15 protein-coding genes are annotated in these 18,532 nt (G+C 30.2%); 14 read left to right on the top strand and 1 reads right to left on the bottom strand.

What is annotated here, in order from left to right; all coding sequences use genetic code 11:
- Positions 1 to 113: 113 nt before the first annotated feature.
- Positions 114 to 992 (top strand): glycine--tRNA ligase subunit alpha, encoded by an 879-nt coding sequence (glyQ, locus tag IC173_RS07045; RefSeq protein WP_227432601.1) that lies wholly within the window; start codon positions 114 to 116, stop codon positions 990 to 992.
- A complete protein-coding gene (glyS, locus tag IC173_RS07040; RefSeq protein ID WP_227855356.1) occupies positions 992 to 3,058 on the top strand; it encodes a glycine--tRNA ligase subunit beta in 2,067 nt (688 codons plus the stop codon). Before glyQ ends, glyS begins: the two co-directional genes overlap by 1 nt.
- Positions 3,059 to 3,132: 74 nt before the next feature.
- Here glyS and IC173_RS07035 read toward each other — a convergent pair whose 3' ends face one another.
- Positions 3,133 to 4,680, bottom strand: coding sequence for a nitrite/sulfite reductase (locus IC173_RS07035; protein ID WP_227855355.1), 1,548 nt, complete (start codon positions 4,678 to 4,680; stop codon positions 3,133 to 3,135).
- A 277-nt stretch (positions 4,681 to 4,957) separates the two neighbouring features.
- On the opposite strand from IC173_RS07035, the gene IC173_RS07030 reads away from it, so the two are divergent.
- The 12 genes from IC173_RS07030 to IC173_RS06975 all read left to right on the top strand — a co-directional run bounded on the left by IC173_RS07030 (position 4,958) and on the right by IC173_RS06975 (position 18,304).
- Positions 4,958 to 5,725, top strand: coding sequence for an IclR family transcriptional regulator (locus tag IC173_RS07030; protein WP_227432604.1), 768 nt, complete (start codon positions 4,958 to 4,960; stop codon positions 5,723 to 5,725).
- Between the two features lie 291 nt (positions 5,726 to 6,016).
- Complete coding sequence (locus tag IC173_RS07025; RefSeq protein ID WP_227432605.1) at positions 6,017 to 6,214, top strand: 4Fe-4S dicluster domain-containing protein; 198 nt, start codon at positions 6,017 to 6,019, stop codon at positions 6,212 to 6,214.
- 29 nt (positions 6,215 to 6,243) lie between these two features.
- Positions 6,244 to 7,320, top strand: a complete 1,077-nt coding sequence (gene vorB / locus IC173_RS07020) for a 3-methyl-2-oxobutanoate dehydrogenase subunit VorB (protein ID WP_227830749.1) — start codon at positions 6,244 to 6,246, stop codon at positions 7,318 to 7,320.
- A gap of 2 nt (positions 7,321 to 7,322) precedes the next feature.
- Positions 7,323 to 8,042, top strand: a complete 720-nt coding sequence (locus IC173_RS07015; RefSeq protein ID WP_227432607.1) for a thiamine pyrophosphate-dependent enzyme — start codon at positions 7,323 to 7,325, stop codon at positions 8,040 to 8,042.
- A 12-nt stretch (positions 8,043 to 8,054) separates the two neighbouring features.
- On the top strand, positions 8,055 to 8,594 hold the full coding sequence (locus IC173_RS07010; protein WP_227432608.1) for a 2-oxoacid:acceptor oxidoreductase family protein: 540 nt from the start codon (positions 8,055 to 8,057) through the stop codon (positions 8,592 to 8,594).
- A gap of 159 nt (positions 8,595 to 8,753) precedes the next feature.
- The gene (buk, locus tag IC173_RS07005; RefSeq protein WP_227482834.1) at positions 8,754 to 9,812 is read left to right on the top strand and encodes a butyrate kinase; all 1,059 of its coding nucleotides are present in this window, start codon (positions 8,754 to 8,756) and stop codon (positions 9,810 to 9,812) included.
- Positions 9,813 to 9,829: 17 nt separating this feature from the next.
- A complete protein-coding gene (locus tag IC173_RS07000) occupies positions 9,830 to 10,723 on the top strand; it encodes a bifunctional enoyl-CoA hydratase/phosphate acetyltransferase (RefSeq protein WP_227855354.1) in 894 nt (297 codons plus the stop codon).
- Positions 10,724 to 10,751: 28 nt separating this feature from the next.
- A complete protein-coding gene (locus tag IC173_RS06995) occupies positions 10,752 to 11,960 on the top strand; it encodes a PLP-dependent aminotransferase family protein (protein WP_227432611.1) in 1,209 nt (402 codons plus the stop codon).
- A 23-nt stretch (positions 11,961 to 11,983) separates the two neighbouring features.
- Entirely contained in the window at positions 11,984 to 13,246 is a 1,263-nt protein-coding gene (locus IC173_RS06990; RefSeq protein ID WP_227432612.1) for an MFS transporter, read from the top strand.
- A gap of 641 nt (positions 13,247 to 13,887) precedes the next feature.
- Positions 13,888 to 15,351, top strand: coding sequence for an alanine/glycine:cation symporter family protein (locus IC173_RS06985; RefSeq protein WP_227432613.1), 1,464 nt, complete (start codon positions 13,888 to 13,890; stop codon positions 15,349 to 15,351).
- A 371-nt stretch (positions 15,352 to 15,722) separates the two neighbouring features.
- Positions 15,723 to 16,862, top strand: coding sequence for a M20 family metallopeptidase (locus IC173_RS06980; RefSeq protein WP_227830744.1), 1,140 nt, complete (start codon positions 15,723 to 15,725; stop codon positions 16,860 to 16,862).
- 23 nt (positions 16,863 to 16,885) lie between these two features.
- Entirely contained in the window at positions 16,886 to 18,304 is a 1,419-nt protein-coding gene (locus tag IC173_RS06975) for a TIGR00366 family protein (RefSeq protein ID WP_227830743.1), read from the top strand.
- The last annotated feature ends 228 nt before the right edge of the window (positions 18,305 to 18,532 follow it).

The following is an 18,532-nucleotide window of genomic DNA, read 5'->3' as shown; positions in this document are numbered from 1 at the left end:
TATCACTAACATTGACAAATTTTATAGAATTTGATATTCTAAAAGTTGTAGAAGAACTATTAAAATAGCCTTTCGTGTAGACGAGAGGCTTTATTGTTATAGGAGGGATTTTTATGAATTTTCAAGAAATGATACTGGCATTGCAAAAATACTGGTCAAAGCAAGGTTGTATCATGATGCAACCTTACGATGTTGAAAAAGGTGCTGGAACTATGAATCCTAATACTTTTTTAAGATCATTAGGACCTGAGCCTTGGCAAGTATGCTATGTAGAGCCTTCAAGAAGACCAGCAGATGGAAGATATGGTGAAAACCCAAACAGATTATATCAACATCATCAATTCCAAGTTATACTAAAGCCATCTCCAGATAATATACAAGAATTGTATTTAGAGAGCTTAAAAGAAATTGGAATTGACCCAAGTGAACATGACATAAGATTTGTTGAAGACAACTGGGAAGCTGCCACAGTTGGTGCTTGGGGACTTGGATGGGAAGTTTGGTTAGATGGTATGGAAATAACTCAATTTACATACTTCCAACAAGTAGGTAATATTGAATGTGAGCTTGAGACAGGAGAAATTACATATGGATTAGAAAGATTAGCTATGTACATTCAAGAAGTTGATAGTGTTTATGATTTAAAATGGAATGATAAAATAACTTATGGCGAAGTGTTTAATAAAGCTGAGTATGAAAATTCAGTGTATGCGTTTGAATTATGTGATGCAGATATGTTGTTTAATCTGTTTGATATATATGAAAAAGAAGCATTAAGACTTATGGAAAGTGGTCTTGTAATACCTTCATATGATTATGTATTAAAATGTTCTCATGCATTTAATACATTGGATGCAAGAGGAGCAATAGGTGTTAGTCAAAGAGCTTCATTTATAGGTAGAGTTAGAAATATGGCAAAAACTGTTGCAGAAACTTTTGTAAAACAAAGAGAAGAAATGGGATTCCCTCTTTTAAAGGACGGTGACAAATAATGAAAAATTATCTTTTATTTGAAATCGGTGTTGAAGAAATGCCATCAAGATTTATGGGTAGTACACTAGAACAATTAAAAAACAATCTTAATAAATTATTTGAGGAAAATAGAATATCTTTTAATAAAATAGATGCCTATGGAACACCAAGAAGATTGACTTTAGTAGTTGAAGGTTTAAGTGATAAGCAAAGTGATTTAGAAGAAGAAATAAAAGGTCCAGCTAAGAAGATTGCTGTTGATGAAGACAATAATTTCACAAAACCAGCTTTAGGATTTATAAAAAGTAAAGGATTAAGCGAATCTGATATATATTTTAAACAAGTTGGAAAAGATGAATATATTTTTGCTACTATAAAGCAAGCTGGTAAAGACACTTCAGAAGTGTTAAAAGAGATATTACCAGAAACTATAAAATCTGTAGTATTTCCAAAAGCTATGCGTTGGGGAGGAAAAAACCTAAAATTTGCAAGACCTATAAGATGGATAGTTACATTGTTAAATGATAAGGTATTAGAATTTGATTTAGAAGGAATAATATCTTCTAATGTAACAAAAGGGCATAGATTCTTAGGAGAAAGTACAATAGAAGTTAATTCTATAGAAGAATATTTTGAAAAATTAGAGAAAAATTATATAGTTTTAGACCAAAATAAGAGAAAAGAAATTATAAGAAAACAATGTATAGAAGTAGCCAATTCTTTAGGTGGCGAAGTTGAGTTTGATGAAGATTTACTTGAAGAAGTAACTTACTTAGTTGAATATCCAACTGCTTTTTATGGCGAATTTAATACAGATTATATAAAACTACCAAAAGAAGTTGTCATAACTCCTATGAAACAACATCAAAGATATTTCCCAGTTCTTAAAGAAGGAAAACTGCTACCTAACTTTATAGCTGTTAGAAATGGAGATTCTTACAGAATAGATAATGTTAAAGCTGGAAATGAAAAAGTTTTAGAAGCAAGACTTGCTGATGCTTTATTTTTCTATAGAGAAGATACTAAGAGAAACTTAGAAAGCTACATAGAAAAATTAAAAACTGTTGTTTTCCAAGTAAAATTGGGTACTATTTATGACAAAACTTTAAGACTTGAAAAACTAAGCGCTGATATACTTGATAGTTTAGGATTAGCAGATGAAAAGGCAGACACTATGAGAGCTGCTAAATTATCTAAAGCAGATTTAGTTACTGGAATGGTAGGAGAATTTGATGAATTACAAGGTTTTATGGGAAAAGAATATGCGAAGGTTGGAGGAGAAAATGATGTTGTAAGTGAAGCTATTTTTGAACATTATTTACCAAGATTTGCAGGAGATATTCTTCCTAAAACTAATGCAGGGGTAGCTTTATCAATAGCTGATAAATTAGATTCAATAGCAGGATTTTTTGCTATAGGAATACAACCAACAGGTTCTCAAGACCCATATGCTTTAAGAAGACAAGCTTTAGGTATACTTAGTATACTTATGGATAGAAAAGTAGCTGTAGACTTAAAAGTACTTATTGAACATGCTTTAGATAATTATTCTAACTTAGATTTTAATAAAGAAGATGTTGTTGAACAAATAATGAACTTCTTTAATGAAAGAGTAAAAAATCTATTTAAAGATTTAGGTATAAGATATGATGTTGTTGATGCTGTTTTAAGTTCTGATATAAATGATATTTCTGATATGCATATGAGAGCTTTAGAGCTTAATAATTGGCTAGAAAAAGATGAATTAGTGGAAATGCTTACTGCATTTAATAGAGTTTCTACTTTGGCTCAGAAAGCAGAATGTGATAAGGTTGATGAAAGTCTATTAAAAGAAGATGCTGAAATTAAGCTTTATAATGAATTTAAGCAAATAAAAGTAAGAGTAAAAGAATTATTAAAAGATAAGAAATACGGTACTGCTTTAGATGAGTTTGCATCTTTAAGACCTGTAGTTGATAACCTATTTGATTCAGTTATGGTTATGGATAATGATGAAGCAATTAAAAATAACAGACTTGGTCTACTTAAACAAATATATGATACTATGTTAGAAATTTGTGATTTATCTAAAATAGTTTATAAATAGTATAAAAACATAAACGATTGTAAAAAATGAGATAGTTATAAGCTATCTCATTTTTTATAATCATTTATGTTAAGTCATATTTTATACTTATCAATTATTTTATTTAATAAATCATCATTTGAATTTATCCATTCATAAAAATTTTCTGATGAAACCTCAGCTATTTCATAAAGCATTTTAGGAATGTCACTAGCTTTAAAATCTCCTAGAGATTTTCCTAGTCTAGTCTTACCTATTCCAAAACTACCTCCAACAAATAATTCAAATGCATCAGTAGATACTCCATTGACATTTTTCTTTTTACCACATAATCCTATGCTACCAATTTGGTGAACACCACATGAATTTAGACATCCTGAAATATACAGTTTAGGAGCTTTACTTAAAACTTCTTCATTGTTTTGTAATCTAAAATAATCTATTATCTCATGTAACATTTTTTGGCTATTTTGTATACCCATCTGACAAATAGGAACACCTATGCAGGAGATACTCTGTTCTAATTGAGAGTTACAACTAATAGTCTTGCTTATTTCTAATATCCTTTTTGCCTCATTTCCATCTAAATTTAGAATGTACAAGCCTTCTGTCATACCTAATCTAATCATAGGATTTTTAATATTATCTAACTCTTGAAGTAAAATTTTTAAATCTTTAGTAGATAATAAACCTCCAACTGGATGTATATATACAGTATATAAGCCAGATTGTTTTTGATGGATTAATCTAGAGTCATATAAATCTATCTTAATTCCAGGTTTAGAATAGTCGATTTGTTCAACATTAAGTTCAAGATTACCTTTTTCTTTTTCTAATTTATAGTATTCTTTAAATTTTTCTAAAAACATATTCTCTCCAAGAGTTTCAACCATATATCTAACCCTAGCTTTGTTTTTATTTTCATAATTACCATAAGCCATAAAGAATTTAATCATTCCTTCTACACAATATAATGCATCTTTAGGTTTTATAACTTCATCAAGTTCTAAAGCAACTTTAGGTTGTTTACCTAAACCTCCACCTAAGAAAACTCTAAAATATGGTTTGCCATTTTTTAGAGTAGCTACAAATCCTAAGTCTTGTATACTACAATGGGCAGAATCTGTGTAACAACTAGAATAGGAAACTTTTAGTTTCCTAGGTAAGTGATATGTAGTAGCATTTTTGATAAAATATTTATCAGTAGCAACTGCATAAGGGGTAACATCAAAAGCTTCGTCAGGGTCAACTCCTGATAATGGAGATAAGCCTACATTTCTAGGATAGTTACCACCACCGCCTCTAGTGAAGATATCATTTTTTATTCCCTCTTCCATAATATCAACTATAGAGTCTATAGACAAGTCATGTAATTGTATAGCTTGTCTAGTTGTTAAGTGTATCTTATCTAGCTTATGTTTGGTAGCCATTTGGTAAATTTTTTTAAGTTGAGATTTCGACAATACCCCAGCAGATACTCGAAGTCTTATCATAAATGATTTTTTGTCTCTTTGAGCATAAACTCCATATCCACCAGAAAATCCTTTGTATTGCATTTTATTTATTTCTCCATTTAATAATTTTAAAGAATATTCTTTAAAATTATCTAGTTCATTTAACAATGTCTCTTTTAAATTATCCATTATTTCACCTCATTATTAGACTTGTATAAAAATAAATATGCTGTATAATTATATATATATTATTATCTAGAGTTGGTAAAAATATAACAGTAGAGTACTATTAAAAGTCAAAATAAGGAACATATACTTAGTATGACTCTTTATTTTGTTAAATAAGTATAATATTTTTGTTTTATAAAATATAATTAAGATAAATAGATAATTTTGTAATTTTAATATATAATATTTAGTATAGTGTTGAATAAACGCTTAATATTCGCAGGAGGAGTACTTGTATATGGGAGAAATAATAAATGCATTAGATAGAGCCCTAGACATAATTTTGCTATTATATCATGAAAAGAGAGAAATGGGAATAACTGAAATAAGTAAGATTATGGGAGTATATAAGAGTACTATACATAGAACTTTAGTAACTCTTGAAAACAAAGGTTTTGTTATACAAAACACTGAGAATGGTAAGTATTGGTTGGGAATAAATTTATATGCAATAGGTATGGTTGTGGGAGAACAGATGTCATTGACTGAAATAGTAAAACCATATACGAAAAAATTAAATCAAGAATTTAACGAAGTGGTGAATGTGTCTATACTAGAAGAAAGAGCTCAAGATTCTCCAAGAAGTATCATAATACATAAAGAATATGGTTCAAATCAATTACTCTCAGTAAATCCGTCAGTTGGTTCTAGTAGCGAATGTTATTGTTCAGCGGTTGGGAAATGTCTTATGGCATTTAATGATTCTATAGATTTTGAAAAATACAGAAAAACTCCAATACACAAATATACAGAACATACAATTGATAATTGGGATGATATGATGATTTTTTTGGCAAAAATAAAAGAGCAAGGATATGCTCTAGATGACCAAGAACTAGAACATGGTTTAACTTGTATTGGAGCACCTATTTTGGATAAAAACAATAAAGCTATAGCAGCAATAAGTCTATCAGGTCCTACTATAAGGATGCGAGAAGGAGACTTTGAATATAAAATTAAAAGGGTTATAGAAACTGCAAAGAGCATATCTGAACTTTTTAGATAATTTTAAGAAATAAATTTGAATAATAAAAAGAGACTAAATTTAAATTGTTATTTGTAAATACCAGTTTAGATAGGGTCTCTTTTTTATTGAATATAAAAATTAAATATTTTTAAAATTGAAAAAATTATTGAAATATATAAGCGAATGTGATATCTTTTAATTAAGCAATACAAAACAGAACAGTGTTCTAAAGAATAGAACAATAATAAAATATATATAATAAACCCACATGAATATTATATATTTAAAATTAGGTAAAAAAATTACTACATAAGAGGGGAGATTTGAAAAATGGAAAAAGTCAAGTTGAGTGTTGAAAGATGTAAGGGGTGTTATCTTTGTATTGAAGCTTGCAAAAAAGAAGCAATAAGTCTTTCTGATTACACGAATAAAAAAGGCTTTGTAACAGTCAAAGTCGATGAAGAAAAGTGTGTTCAATGTGGCGCTTGTTATACAATGTGTCCTGATTTAGTATTTGAGATATTATAAATAACTTTTTATTGGAAGGGAGAAAACGTATGCAAAGTTTATTAATTAAGGGAAATGAAGCCTTAGCAGAAGGAGCTATACGTGGTGGATGTAGATTTTATGCAGGTTATCCAATAACACCACAATCAGAAATATTAGAAATGATGGCTTGGAGACAAAAAGAGGTTGGAGGAGTATTTATTCAAGGTGAATCTGAAATAGCCAGCGTAAATATGGTTATGGGGGCAAGTGCACTTGGAGCAAGAGCTATGACATCTTCATCTGGACCTGGATTTTCATTAAAACAAGAAGGAATTGCATATTGGGTATCAGCTGGTTTACCAGCAGTTGTAGCATGTGTACAGAGATATGGTATAGGAGATGGATTTATAGGAGCTGGTCAAGATAATTACTGGCAAGCTGTAAAAGGTGGAGGAAATGGAGATTATCATTTAATTGTATTAGCACCTAATAGTGTTCAAGAAAATATGGATATGGCATATGAGTCTTTTGAATTAGCTGAAAAATATATGCATCCAGTACTTATACTTTCTGATGCTACAATAGGTCAAATGGTAGAACCTTGTATAGCACCACCAATGAAAGAATATGATAAGGATAACGCTCCATGGGCAGCAAAAGGAACTCCTGTTGGAGAAAAAAATAAAGTAATAACTGATATAACATATTTTGAGGACCAAGATACATGGCAAAAAGGTTATATAGAAAAAATGAGAAAAGTTCAAGAAAATGAACAAAGATGGGAAGAAATAGAGATAGAAGATGCAGATGTGGTATTTGTTGCATATGGAATTTCTTCAAGAATAGCAGAAGGCGCAGTTAGAGATGCAAGAGCAAGAGGTATAAAACTTGGATTAATAAGACCAAAAACATTGTGGCCTTACCCAAGAAAAGCTTTTAAAAAATTAAAAGATTCATTAAAAGGGCTTGTAACAGTTGAAATGAATATGATGGCACAAATGAAGGAAGATGTAATTATAGCATGTAATAATAGATTCCCAGTATATTCAGTAGCAACAGCTCAATATATGGCAGAAGTAAATCAATTAATAGATTTTGCTCAAGAGATTATAGATGGAAAAGCTAAGCAAGAGGAGGTATTTTAATTATGGCTAAAAAAGCACCAGCAATAATGATGTGTGAAAATATGTTCTGTGGAGGCTGTGGACACTCTATAGTCGATAGAATTATTGGAGAAGTATTAACAGAAATGAATATATGTCAAGATACGATTATATGCTCAGATATAGGATGTAATCATATGTTTCAATTTAGTATGAATGTAGATGTTGTTGTTCCTCCTCATGGTAAAATGGGTGCAGCTATGGCAGCTATGAAAAGAGTTAGACCAGATAAATATATATTTACAATAGCTGGAGATGGTGGAGCTTATGCAATAGGGCTTGGAGAAACTATGTCAGCTGCTACTAGAAATGATAATGTAATATTTTTAGTTATGAATAATAATATGTTTGCAATGACAGGTGGGCAAATGGCTCCAACTACTGTACAAGGTCAACATACAGCTTCTACTCCAGCAGGTAGAACATATGAAGACCATGGCTCAACATTTGATGTTGTAAAAGTTATGGGAAATTTAGATATAGCATATTTGGCAAGAGGAACAATAACTAACCCTAAAGAAATAAATACAACAAAAAGATATATCAAAAAAGCACTTGAAAAACAAAAAGATAAAAAGGGCTTTTGCTTAATAGAAATACTTGTACCATGTCCAACAAACTGGGGATTAAAGCCAGTAGATGCTATGAAGAGAATAGAAAACGAACTTGTTCCAAAGTATCCACTTGGAGAATTTATTGATTAGGGAGGAAATAATATGTTAAATGAAATTATATGTGCTGGTTTTGGAGGACAGGGAGTTCTTACAGCAGGAAAAATTATAATGTATGTTGCATATAAGGCAGAAAAGAAGATTACATGGTTCCCATCTTATGGAAATGAGATGAGAGGAGGAAGTGCAAATTGTAATGTTGTTGTAAGTGATGAAAAAATTGCAAATCCTTGTGTAAAAAATCCAGATATCTTATTGGGAATGAATAGTGTATCAGTAGATAAGTATGAGAGTTTAATGAAAGCAAATGGTTATATGTTTGTCAATGAATCACTAGTAAATAAGGATAGAAAATATAGAGAAGATATTAATGTTATAAAAGTACCTGTTACTGAAATAGCTCAAAATTTAGGTAATGAAAAATCTGCTAATATTTGTATGTTAGGTGCTATGGTGAAGAATTTAGATTTATTCACAAAAGAAGAATTTGAAAGTGGTATGTGTGAATACTTTGAAAATCAAGGTAAAGGAAAGTTTAATGCCAAAAATGTAGAAGCATTTGAAGCTGGATATGACTATGAGTGAATATTTTAAATATTTAAAATTATTATTGAAATACTCATTTTTATGTGTTAGTATTTAATTAATAAAATATAGAACGTCGTTCTGAGTAATAGGACGACAAAAATTTTTAAGAAATTAACAGAACGACGTTCTACAGTATGAAACCGAGGAGGCGTTGAAGTGAAAATTTTAGTAATTAATCCTGGTGGTACATCTACAAAGATTTCTGTATTTCAAGATAAAGATGAAGTTTTGAAAAAAAATATAACTCATACAAGAGAAGATTTAAAAAAATTTTCCAAGGTATTTGATGAATATGATTATAGAAAGCAATTAATAGTGGATGTTTTAAGTAGTGAAAATCATGATATAAATTCTTTTGACGCAGTAGTGGGTCGTGGTGGACTTATGAAGGCTATAAAAGGTGGTACCTATATTGTAAGTAAAGAAATGATTGAGGACATGAGAAATGAAATAAATGGAGAACATGCATCAAACTTAGGTGCCTTGTTAGCTAAGACTATAGCAGATGAAATAGGAGTTCAATCATTTGTAGTAGACCCAGTTTCTGTAGATGAATTTGATGATGTATCAAGGATTACAGGTATATCAGATATAGAAAAAGCTAGCTGGCTACATGCACTAAATCATAAGGCTGTATCAAGAAAAATAGCACAAAAACTAGGTGGAAAATATGAAGATTATAACTTTATTGTAGCTCATCTAGGTTCTGGAATATCAATTGTAGCGCATAAAAAAGGAAAAATGATAGATGGAAGTGGTGGAAGGTCTGATGGTCCATTTTCGCCAGAAAGAAGTGGAGGATTACTTGCATACCCTCTTATAGAATTATGCTACTCAGGAAAATATACTCACGATGAAATGGTTGCAAAAGTAAGCTCAATTGGGGGTATGTACGATTATTTAGGAACAAAAGATATGATAGAAATTGAAAATAGAATTAAAGATGGTGATGAAAAAGCTAAACTTATAATGGATGCATTCATCTATCAAACAGCTAAAGAAATTTCTATGTATGGAGCATCACTTTCTGGAGATATAGATAGAATTATTTTAACAGGGGGAATATCGCATTCGGAAATGGTGATTAAAGGAATAATGGAAAAAGTTTCATATTTAGCACCAGTAGAGATAGTGGCAGGTGAGATGGAAATGGAAGCACTTGCTCTTGGAGCTCTTAGAGTACTTAATGGAGAAGAAATGGCAAAAACTTATTAATATTTAGGAGAAAAAATATGTTAAAAGATTTTAATAATTTATTAGAAGAAGCTAAAAAGCTTAAACCTGTTATTGTAAGTGTTGCTGTTGCAGAAGATGAAGAAGTGTTAAAAGCTGTAAAATCAGCAACAGATTTAAATCTTATAAAACCAATTCTCGTAGGCAATAAAGATAAAATAGAAAATATATCAAAAGAGATTGGACTAAAGGGATATGAAATAATAGGGTGTCAAAATCCTGATGAATCAGTTAAAAAAGCTGTAGAAGTAGTTAAAAATAAGGATGCTAAAGTTCTTATGAAGGGGTTAGTAAATACAAGTGTTTATATGAGAGCTATATTAAATAAAGAGTTTGGTCTTAGAACAGGAAGACTTTTAAGTTTACTTGCAGTATATGAATTGCCTCAATACCACAAACTTCTTTATTGTACAGATAGTGGTATAAATGTATCTCCAAATTTAAATCAAAAAAAAAATATATTGATAAATTCACTTCTTACTATGAAGAGTATAGGTATGGAAAATCCTAAAACTGCGATACTTACTGCAAATGAAATGGTAGACCCCAAAATACAATCTACAGTAGATGCTAATTCACTTGTAGAGATGGTAAAATTAGGAGAAATACCAAATTGTATAGTAGAAGGTCCAATAGCCTTTGATGTTGCATTTGATGCATATGCAGCAAAGCATAAAGGTATCGAAAGTAATATTGCTGGCGATGTTGACTTACTTGTATTTCCAAATATAGAGGCAGGAAACATATTAGGAAAGTCATGGCTTAGATTCAATAAAGCTAAGTGGGCAGGGATTGTTTTGGGGGCAACAAATCCAATAATTTTAGGTTCACGCTCTGATACAGCCGAAATTAAAATAAATTCAATAGCACTAGCCTGCTTAGCATCACAATAAGAAATTATTTAAAAGGGGATGAATTATTATGAAATATGCAAAAAGAATGGATATGGTAAAAGCTTCAGCTATAAGAGACTCTCAAAAGAAGATAGCTCAAAAAGTGGCAAGTGGTGGAACTGTTATATCTTTTGCAGCAGGACTTCCTGACCCAAACTTATTTCCAATAAAAGAAATAAGTGAAGTAACTAAGCAAGTACTTGATGAAAGAGGAAAATTTGCTTTAGCTTATGGACCTACTAAAGGTGAAGATGAGTTGTTAGAAATAATAGCTAAGAGAATGAAAGAAGAAGAAAATATTGAAACAAAACCAGAAAATATTATAATAACTACTGGTTCACAACAAGGTATAGCTCTTAGTGCTATGATTTTATTAGAAAAAGGAGATATAGTAGTTACAGAAAATCCAAGTTACTTAGGTGCAATAAATGCATTTAGACCTTATGAATGTGATTTTTTAGGAGTAGATACAGATGAAGAAGGAATGGTAACAGAAGATTTAGATAAATTATTATCTGAAAATTCAAACATAAAGGTGATATATGTAATACCAACATTCCAAAATCCTACAGGAAAAACATGGTCTTTACAAAGAAGAAAAGATTTTATGGAAGTTGTAAACAAGTATGATGTCATAGTAATAGAAGATAATCCTTATGGAGAAATAAGATTTACACAAGAACCACTACCTACACTTAAATCACTTGATACTAAAGATAAAGTATTATATCTAGGGTCATTTTCAAAAGTGTTATGTCCAGGATTTAGAGTTGCTTGGATGTGTGGGAATATAGATATTATAGATAAAGCAGAACTTTTAAAGCAAGGTATCGATTTACAATCAAATCAATTTTCTCAAGTACAGGTAATAGAATACTTAAAGAAGTATAATTTAAATGAACATGTAGAAAAAATAAGAGCTGAGTATAAAAAAAGATGTTTCTTGATGTTAGAAACTATGAAAAAATATTTTCCAGAAGAAGCAAAATATACAGAACCAGATGGAGGTATGTTTATATGGGTTGAACTTCCTGAAAGTATAAATGTAGATAATTTACTAGATAAAGCTATTGATGCTGGAGTTGCCTATGTTTCTGGAGAATCATTCTTTGCAAATAATGGTCCAAAAAATACTATGAGACTTAATTATACAACAATGTCAGAAGAGCAAATAGTTGAAGGGATTAAAATACTTGCAGAAGTTATAAAAAAAGAACTCAATTATGCTTGTGAATAAATATTAAAAGTGAGGGCTTAATTATGGGAGAAAAAGGGAACGGGATAAAGTTTGGAAAGTTAATGATTCAACTTGTTATCATAGCTATATGTTGGGAATTAGTTTATATTATACCATTTATCCAATACACATTGTATGATCCAATTTTAAAAGCATTACAGTGTTCAAATACTCAACTAGGTTTTCTACTTACAATTTATGGATTAGGTAATATATTTGGAGCTCCTATAGGAGGATGGTTAGCAGATAGATTTGATTATAGAAAGATAATTTTAGGCTCTGTATTTCTTAATGGAATAGTATCATTTTTATTTGCATTTAACATGAACTATACATTTGCTGTCATAACTTGGGTAGGTTGTGCAATTACATCATTAGTTATGAACTACCCTTCTATGGTAAAGATACTTAGAGTTATAGGAAAAGAAAATCAAGGTAAAGTTTATGGATTTAATGAAGCTATGGTTGGAGTTTCTGGAGTAGTAATGGGAGCTATATTCTTATATATTTATACATTATTTTCAACTCCTGTTTTAGGTATGAGATGGGTAATGATATCTTTAGGAATATTATCTATAGTAATGTGTCCAGTATTATGGTTTGTAATTAAAGATGTAGATATTAGTGAAGAAAAAGAAGAAGGTAAAAGTGAAAAAATGGCTGCTAGTGACTTTATGGTAGTTTTAAAATCACCAAATACTTGGTTAGTAGGTATAAGTATATTCTGTGTATATTCATTTACAGTTACAATGTCTTACTTTACACCTTATATAACATCAGTACTTGGAGGTTCAGTTGCACTATCTGGAGCATTGGCTATAATAAGACAACATGGATTAAAATTATTTGGTGCTCCATTTGGAGGGTACTGTGCAGACAAAGTAAAATCACCTACTAAAGTGCTTTTACCAATATATGTACTTGGTATAGTAGTAATAGTTTTATTCTTAGTATTGCCTTCATCAACGCCAATGACTTTATTTATAGCATTAACATTTGTAGTAGGTATATTAGGTTATATGGGAAAAGGTATATACTATGCAGTTCAAGAGGAAGTAAATGTGCCAGTTAAATATTCAGCTACTACTATAGGTATAGCAGCAGCTTTAGGCTTTTCACCAGATGTATTCCAATTTGCATTAATAGGGCATTGGATAGATACTTATGGTAATAAAGGGTACACATATACATTTATATTCCAAATAGCTATTTTAGTAATAGGAATATTATCTTGTTTATATATATTAAAAGTTAAAAAGAAAAGATTAGAGAAGTTAAAAGCTTAAAAGTTTCATTTAATAAGAGAGTATTTTTTTCAGTATAATCTACTGACATAAATACTGTATAAAAAGTAATACTAAATTAAAACTTATAGTTATATTTGATGAATAAAGTGTGAAAAAATTAAAATGTTATCAAGTGTTTTTAGTATAGTTTTAGCATAAAGTTACCCCTAAAAGTATAAGATTGAGTAGCAATTATCACCTATTTGTATATTTACATAAGTTTTTTTAATATAAATTTTACATGGATTTTAGTAATAGATGATATTTGCACTCAATTTTATATCTAATGATAAATAAGAAAATTATGAAATCTAACTATATATTATCTAGCTACATATTAATAGTGTACTATTTATGTAGTAGTATTGGGCTTTTCCTTATATGTATTTCAATTTATATTGTTTGATTGTCTGTCAAGCACATATCGTTAAAAAATTTATACACTTATGTTCATGTATCAATTGATATTCTTAATTTTGGTAATAATTGTTGGAGTTTACATATTAAAAGATAGAAATAAGGTAAATAAAATAAAAAATGAGTCTATAAGATATGTTGAGTTAAATAAAGTTTATACAAAATATTAGTACATAGCTGTTTAAATTATTGTCTATAAATTAAAATGAATGGTGGTGAGTTGAGTGACCGATTTAGTTAACACCATTAATGGAATTGTTTGGTCACCTGTATTAGTTGCAATGTGCTTATGCATAGGATTGTATTTTTCATTGAAATTAAAATTTTTCCAAATAAAAGACATAAAAGAAATGTTTACCCTTTTACTTGAAGGAGATAGTTCTCAGGTTGGTATATCATCATTTCAAGGATTTGCTACATCAATGGCTGGAAGAATTGGAACTGGTAATATAGCTGGTGTGGCTGTAGCAATAGCAATGGGAGGGCCAGGAGCATTAGTATGGATGTGTATAATGGCTACCTTAGGCTCGGCGACTGCATTTGTAGAATCTACTCTAGCTCAAATATACAAAGATGAACATGATGGTCAGTACAGAGGTGGTCCTCCGTATTACTTTGAAAAAGGTCTTGGATGGAAAAGATGTTCAATTTTATTTTCAGTAGTTGCAATCATAAGTTATACATTTTTCATGCCTGGGACGCAATCAAATACTCTATACTTAGCAATGAATCAAGCATTTGGATTTTCAAGAATGACAATTGCAGTTACATCTTCTATTGCATTAGGAATAATAATTTTTGGAGGAATTAAAAGAATTGGTTTATTTGCTGAAAAGGTAGTACCTATAATGGGTGGAGCATATCTTATCATGACAATAGTGATAATCATAGTAAATATAAATTTAGTTCCAGGAGCTATTATAACTATGTTTAAATCTGCATTCGGATTTGGTTCAATGTTTGGAGGAATGTTAGGTGCAGCAATATCTTGGGGAGTTAAAAGAGGTATATATTCAAATGAAGCAGGTGAAGGTTCTGGAACTTATGGTGCAGCAGCAGCAGAAGTAAGTCATCCAGCTAAACAAGGATTAGTTCAAGCTTTCTCTGTTTATGTGGATACATTATTAATATGTATGGCTACAGGTATTATGATTATAATAACAGGAAAATACAATGTTACAGGAGTTTTAACTGTATTACCAGGTGTAGAGCCAGGTCCACAATATGTGCAGAGTGCAATAAATACATTACATCCTCAACTAGGTGATATTTTTATAGCAATAGTTTTATTATTATTTACCTTCACAACATTATTAGCATTCTCATATATGATGGAGACCAATGTATCTTATTTGGTAACTAGAATTAAAGCACAAAAACATGAAAAGCATATAATAAATGTCTGTAGATTTATGCTTATAATATGTGCAGCAATGTGTTGTTTTATAGAACCACTTACAAGTTGGGCATTAGGTGATATATGTATAGGCGTTTTAACATATATAAACTTAATTGCTATCTTTACACTTCAAAGGCCAGCTATAAAAGCATATTATGATTACCTAAGACAGAAAAAATTAGGAATAAAAAGAGCTGATAGAAATTTTAATCCTGTTGAATTGGATATAAAAAATGCTGAATTTTGGGAAAATAGATGCTTAAAAGAGAACGAGCAGAAGTTAAATTGAATTAATGATTTTTATAGTATTTTATATAGACGTTTTAATTGGACTTTCAAAATAGATATTAAAGTTATGTAAACTCAATATAATAAATTATAAATTTTTAATGCATATGTTTATATTTTTACTTATTAGTTATTTGGTTTATACATGTAGAAATACATATTTATATTCAAAACTGTTATTTTAAAGGTTAGTATATATAGTAAGATTATTTATTTTAATAGATAAAATAATGGATAGAAAAATTTGTACTGTTGAATAAGTCACTAGGTTTTACTATAAGTGTAGAAATAGTTTTAATGTAATAAATATAAGTTTGTTTTATCTTATATGAATAAATATATAAATTAATTTTAATGGGAGGTAAGATTGATATGAAGGAAAAAATAATACAAGTTGCGGATTTAAAGAAAGAAAAAATTTTGGAGCTATGTCAATCTTTGTATGATGAACCAGAAATTGCCCTACAAGAGTATAAATCTGCTAAAAAAATATCAAAATTTCTAAGAGAAGAAGGTTTTGAGGTTGAGGAAAATTTGGCAGGTATGGCAACAGCTTTTAAAGCAACAAAGAAAAATGGCGATGGTCCAAGAATAGCATTTATAGCAGAATACGATGCTCTTCCAGGTAATGGTCATGCATGTGGCCATCATTTGATAGCTTCCATGGGAGTTGGAGCTGGAATAACTCTTGCAAGTATACTAGATACTTACAAAGGAGAGGTAAGTATAATTGGGACACCAGCTGAAGAAACTGGGGATGGAAAACCTTACTTGATAGAACATGGTGTATTTGATGGTTATGATGCTGCAATGATGATACACCCAAACTCAAAGACTTGTGTAACTCCAGAAATTATAGCAATAGGAGGATTAGATTTTATATTTACTGGGAAAGCATCCCACGCAGGAGCTAAGCCATATAATGGAATAAATGCTTTGGATGCAGTAGTGTTATTATATAATAATGTAAATGCATTGAGACAACAATTGCTAGATGGAACTAGAATACATGGTATCATACTAGAAGCAGGAACTGCTGCAAATGTAATACCTGACATGGGGAAAGTAAGACTAGAAATACGAGCAAAAGAGCAAGACTACTTTGACGAGGTGGTTGAAAAAGTAAAAAATTGTGCTAGAGGAGCTGCAATAGCTACTGGCTGTGAACTTGAATTTTATCATTTTGAGCCAACTTGCCAAGGCTTAAATGCAAACAAGGTTTTAACAGGTATCTTTACAAACATTATGGAGGAATTTGGTATATATGATGACGATGAGCAGGTATTATTAGGTTCGACAGATATGGGAAATCTTAGTCAAATTATGCCATGTATACATCCTTTGATAAAATTCTCTGAAAATGGTGAAGAACTACATACAAAAGAATTTTTAGAAGCAGCTATAAAGCCATATGCAAAAGATAGAGTAATTGATGGAATAAAAGTATTAGCTTTGACAGGATTACGTTTATTTGAAGAACCAGAATTACTAAAAAAAATGAAAGAAGAGTAAATTCTAACAAAGGGGATTAGGCTATGACTAATAAGAGTAAAATCAAAAAGAAAAAATTAGCATTCCCGGATGCATATGTTTTGATGATAGGTTTAATTATATTTGCAGCCATAATGACCTACATTGTTCCTTCTGGAACATATAATAGAGTTGAAGATTTAAATACTGGAAATATGATTGTGCAAGCTGGAAGTTTTACATATGGAGAACAACATCCTGTCAGTATAATGGATGTATTCAGAGCTATACCAAGCGGGCTTGGAAAAAATTCTGTAACAGTTTTTTTTGTACTTATTATTGGAGGTGCATTTGGTGTAGTAAATTCTACTGGCTCACTAGATGCCCTAATTGGTAGAGTTATCTCCAAAAGTAAAGGAAGCAAAAAAGGTGAGATTATAATTACGTGTCTAGTATTGACTTTTGGACTAGCTGGTGGAGTTGTAGGAATGTATGAAGAATGTATTGCATTCTTACCTATATTGATGACCTTATGTATTGCTTTGGGATATGATGCATTAGTTGCTTCAGGAATTTTATTGTTAGGGCTTGCATCAGGTTATGGTTCAGCTACTATTAATCCTTTTACAGTAGGATTAGCACAAGGTATTTCAGGTTTACCACTTTTTTCAGGTATGTGGTTTAGATGGATATTTTGGATTTGTACAATGATTTTACTTTCTACATATATAATTTTTTATTGTAAAAAGATAAAAAAAGACCCAAGTAAAAGTTTAGTGTCAGACATTGATTATAGTCACTGGCAAATTGATGAGTCTTCTGTCGGGGATAAGTTATCTTCTGGAAATATTAGAGTATTAGTTACATTCTTTGGAGGAATACTGGTTCTGATGATATTGATTGTAAAATTTTCTTTAGGAATGTCGGATTTATCAGCTTATTTCTTTGCTCTAGGAATTTTATGTGGAATAGTCTATGGTATGAATCCAAATAAAATTGCCTCTGGATTTGTAAAAGGGATGCAAGAGATGGTCTATCCAGCTATTTTGATAGGATTTGCATCTAGTATAGTAGTTATATTAGAACAAGGGGTAATTTTAGATTCAATAGTTCATGGATTGTCATTAGTGTTAAATTATGTTCCTAGGATTTTTAGTGGAGGAGCAATGATGATTATGCAATCTGTAATCAATTTCTTTATACCTTCAGGTACAGGTCAAGCTATGGTAACTATGCCACTTATGGCTCCACTTGCAGATGTTATTGGGATACCTAGACAAGTTGCAGTTTTAGCTTACCAAATGGGTGATGGATTTGCAAATGGAATAGTACCAACGCTAGGCGTTCTTATGGCTGGAATATCTATTGCTCATATCCCTTATACAAGATGGTTTAAATTTGCATCAAAGATAATACTTATGGAATTAGCTTTAGGATTTATATTTTTGATGATTGCAGTACAGATTAATTTAGGTCCTTTTTAAAGTGTTAAAAAATACATTTATATAATTTTAAAATAAAATATATTGGGATTGAACATATTAAATTATAAAATTTATAATATAATAAATTACATTTAAGTATAGTCTCTAAAATAAAAGGTGAACTTTATATAGTTCACCTTTTTGATTTACTTTTTTAATTTATAAAAAAAGTTTTTAAAAAGACTTGACCTGAAGTTAACTTAAGGTTGTATATTAAAAAAAGATAAT

This window comes from Clostridioides sp. ES-S-0048-02 (assembly GCF_020658495.1).
In the GTDB taxonomy this organism is placed as follows: Bacteria; Bacillota; Clostridia; order Peptostreptococcales; family Peptostreptococcaceae; genus Clostridioides.
Note: the sequence above shows the minus strand (reverse complement) of the source record. Positions and strands in the feature narration are given on the sequence as shown.

Coding starts and splice junctions, on each gene's coding strand:
- glyQ (WP_227432601.1), top strand. CDS start 114: ATGAATTTTCAAGAAATGATACTGGCATTGCAAAAATACTGGTCAAAG.
- IC173_RS07015 (WP_227432607.1), top strand. CDS start 7,323: ATGGCTAAAAAAGCACCAGCAATAATGATGTGTGAAAATATGTTCTGT.
- IC173_RS07025 (WP_227432605.1), top strand. CDS start 6,017: ATGGAAAAAGTCAAGTTGAGTGTTGAAAGATGTAAGGGGTGTTATCTT.
- IC173_RS06990 (WP_227432612.1), top strand. CDS start 11,984: ATGGGAGAAAAAGGGAACGGGATAAAGTTTGGAAAGTTAATGATTCAA.
- IC173_RS07030 (WP_227432604.1), top strand. CDS start 4,958: ATGGGAGAAATAATAAATGCATTAGATAGAGCCCTAGACATAATTTTG.
- IC173_RS07035 (WP_227855355.1), bottom strand. CDS start 4,680: ATGGATAATTTAAAAGAGACATTGTTAAATGAACTAGATAATTTTAAA.
- glyS (WP_227855356.1), top strand. CDS start 992: ATGAAAAATTATCTTTTATTTGAAATCGGTGTTGAAGAAATGCCATCA.
- vorB (WP_227830749.1), top strand. CDS start 6,244: ATGCAAAGTTTATTAATTAAGGGAAATGAAGCCTTAGCAGAAGGAGCT.
- IC173_RS06980 (WP_227830744.1), top strand. CDS start 15,723: ATGAAGGAAAAAATAATACAAGTTGCGGATTTAAAGAAAGAAAAAATT.
- IC173_RS06975 (WP_227830743.1), top strand. CDS start 16,886: ATGACTAATAAGAGTAAAATCAAAAAGAAAAAATTAGCATTCCCGGAT.
- IC173_RS06995 (WP_227432611.1), top strand. CDS start 10,752: ATGAAATATGCAAAAAGAATGGATATGGTAAAAGCTTCAGCTATAAGA.
- IC173_RS07000 (WP_227855354.1), top strand. CDS start 9,830: ATGTTAAAAGATTTTAATAATTTATTAGAAGAAGCTAAAAAGCTTAAA.
- IC173_RS07010 (WP_227432608.1), top strand. CDS start 8,055: ATGTTAAATGAAATTATATGTGCTGGTTTTGGAGGACAGGGAGTTCTT.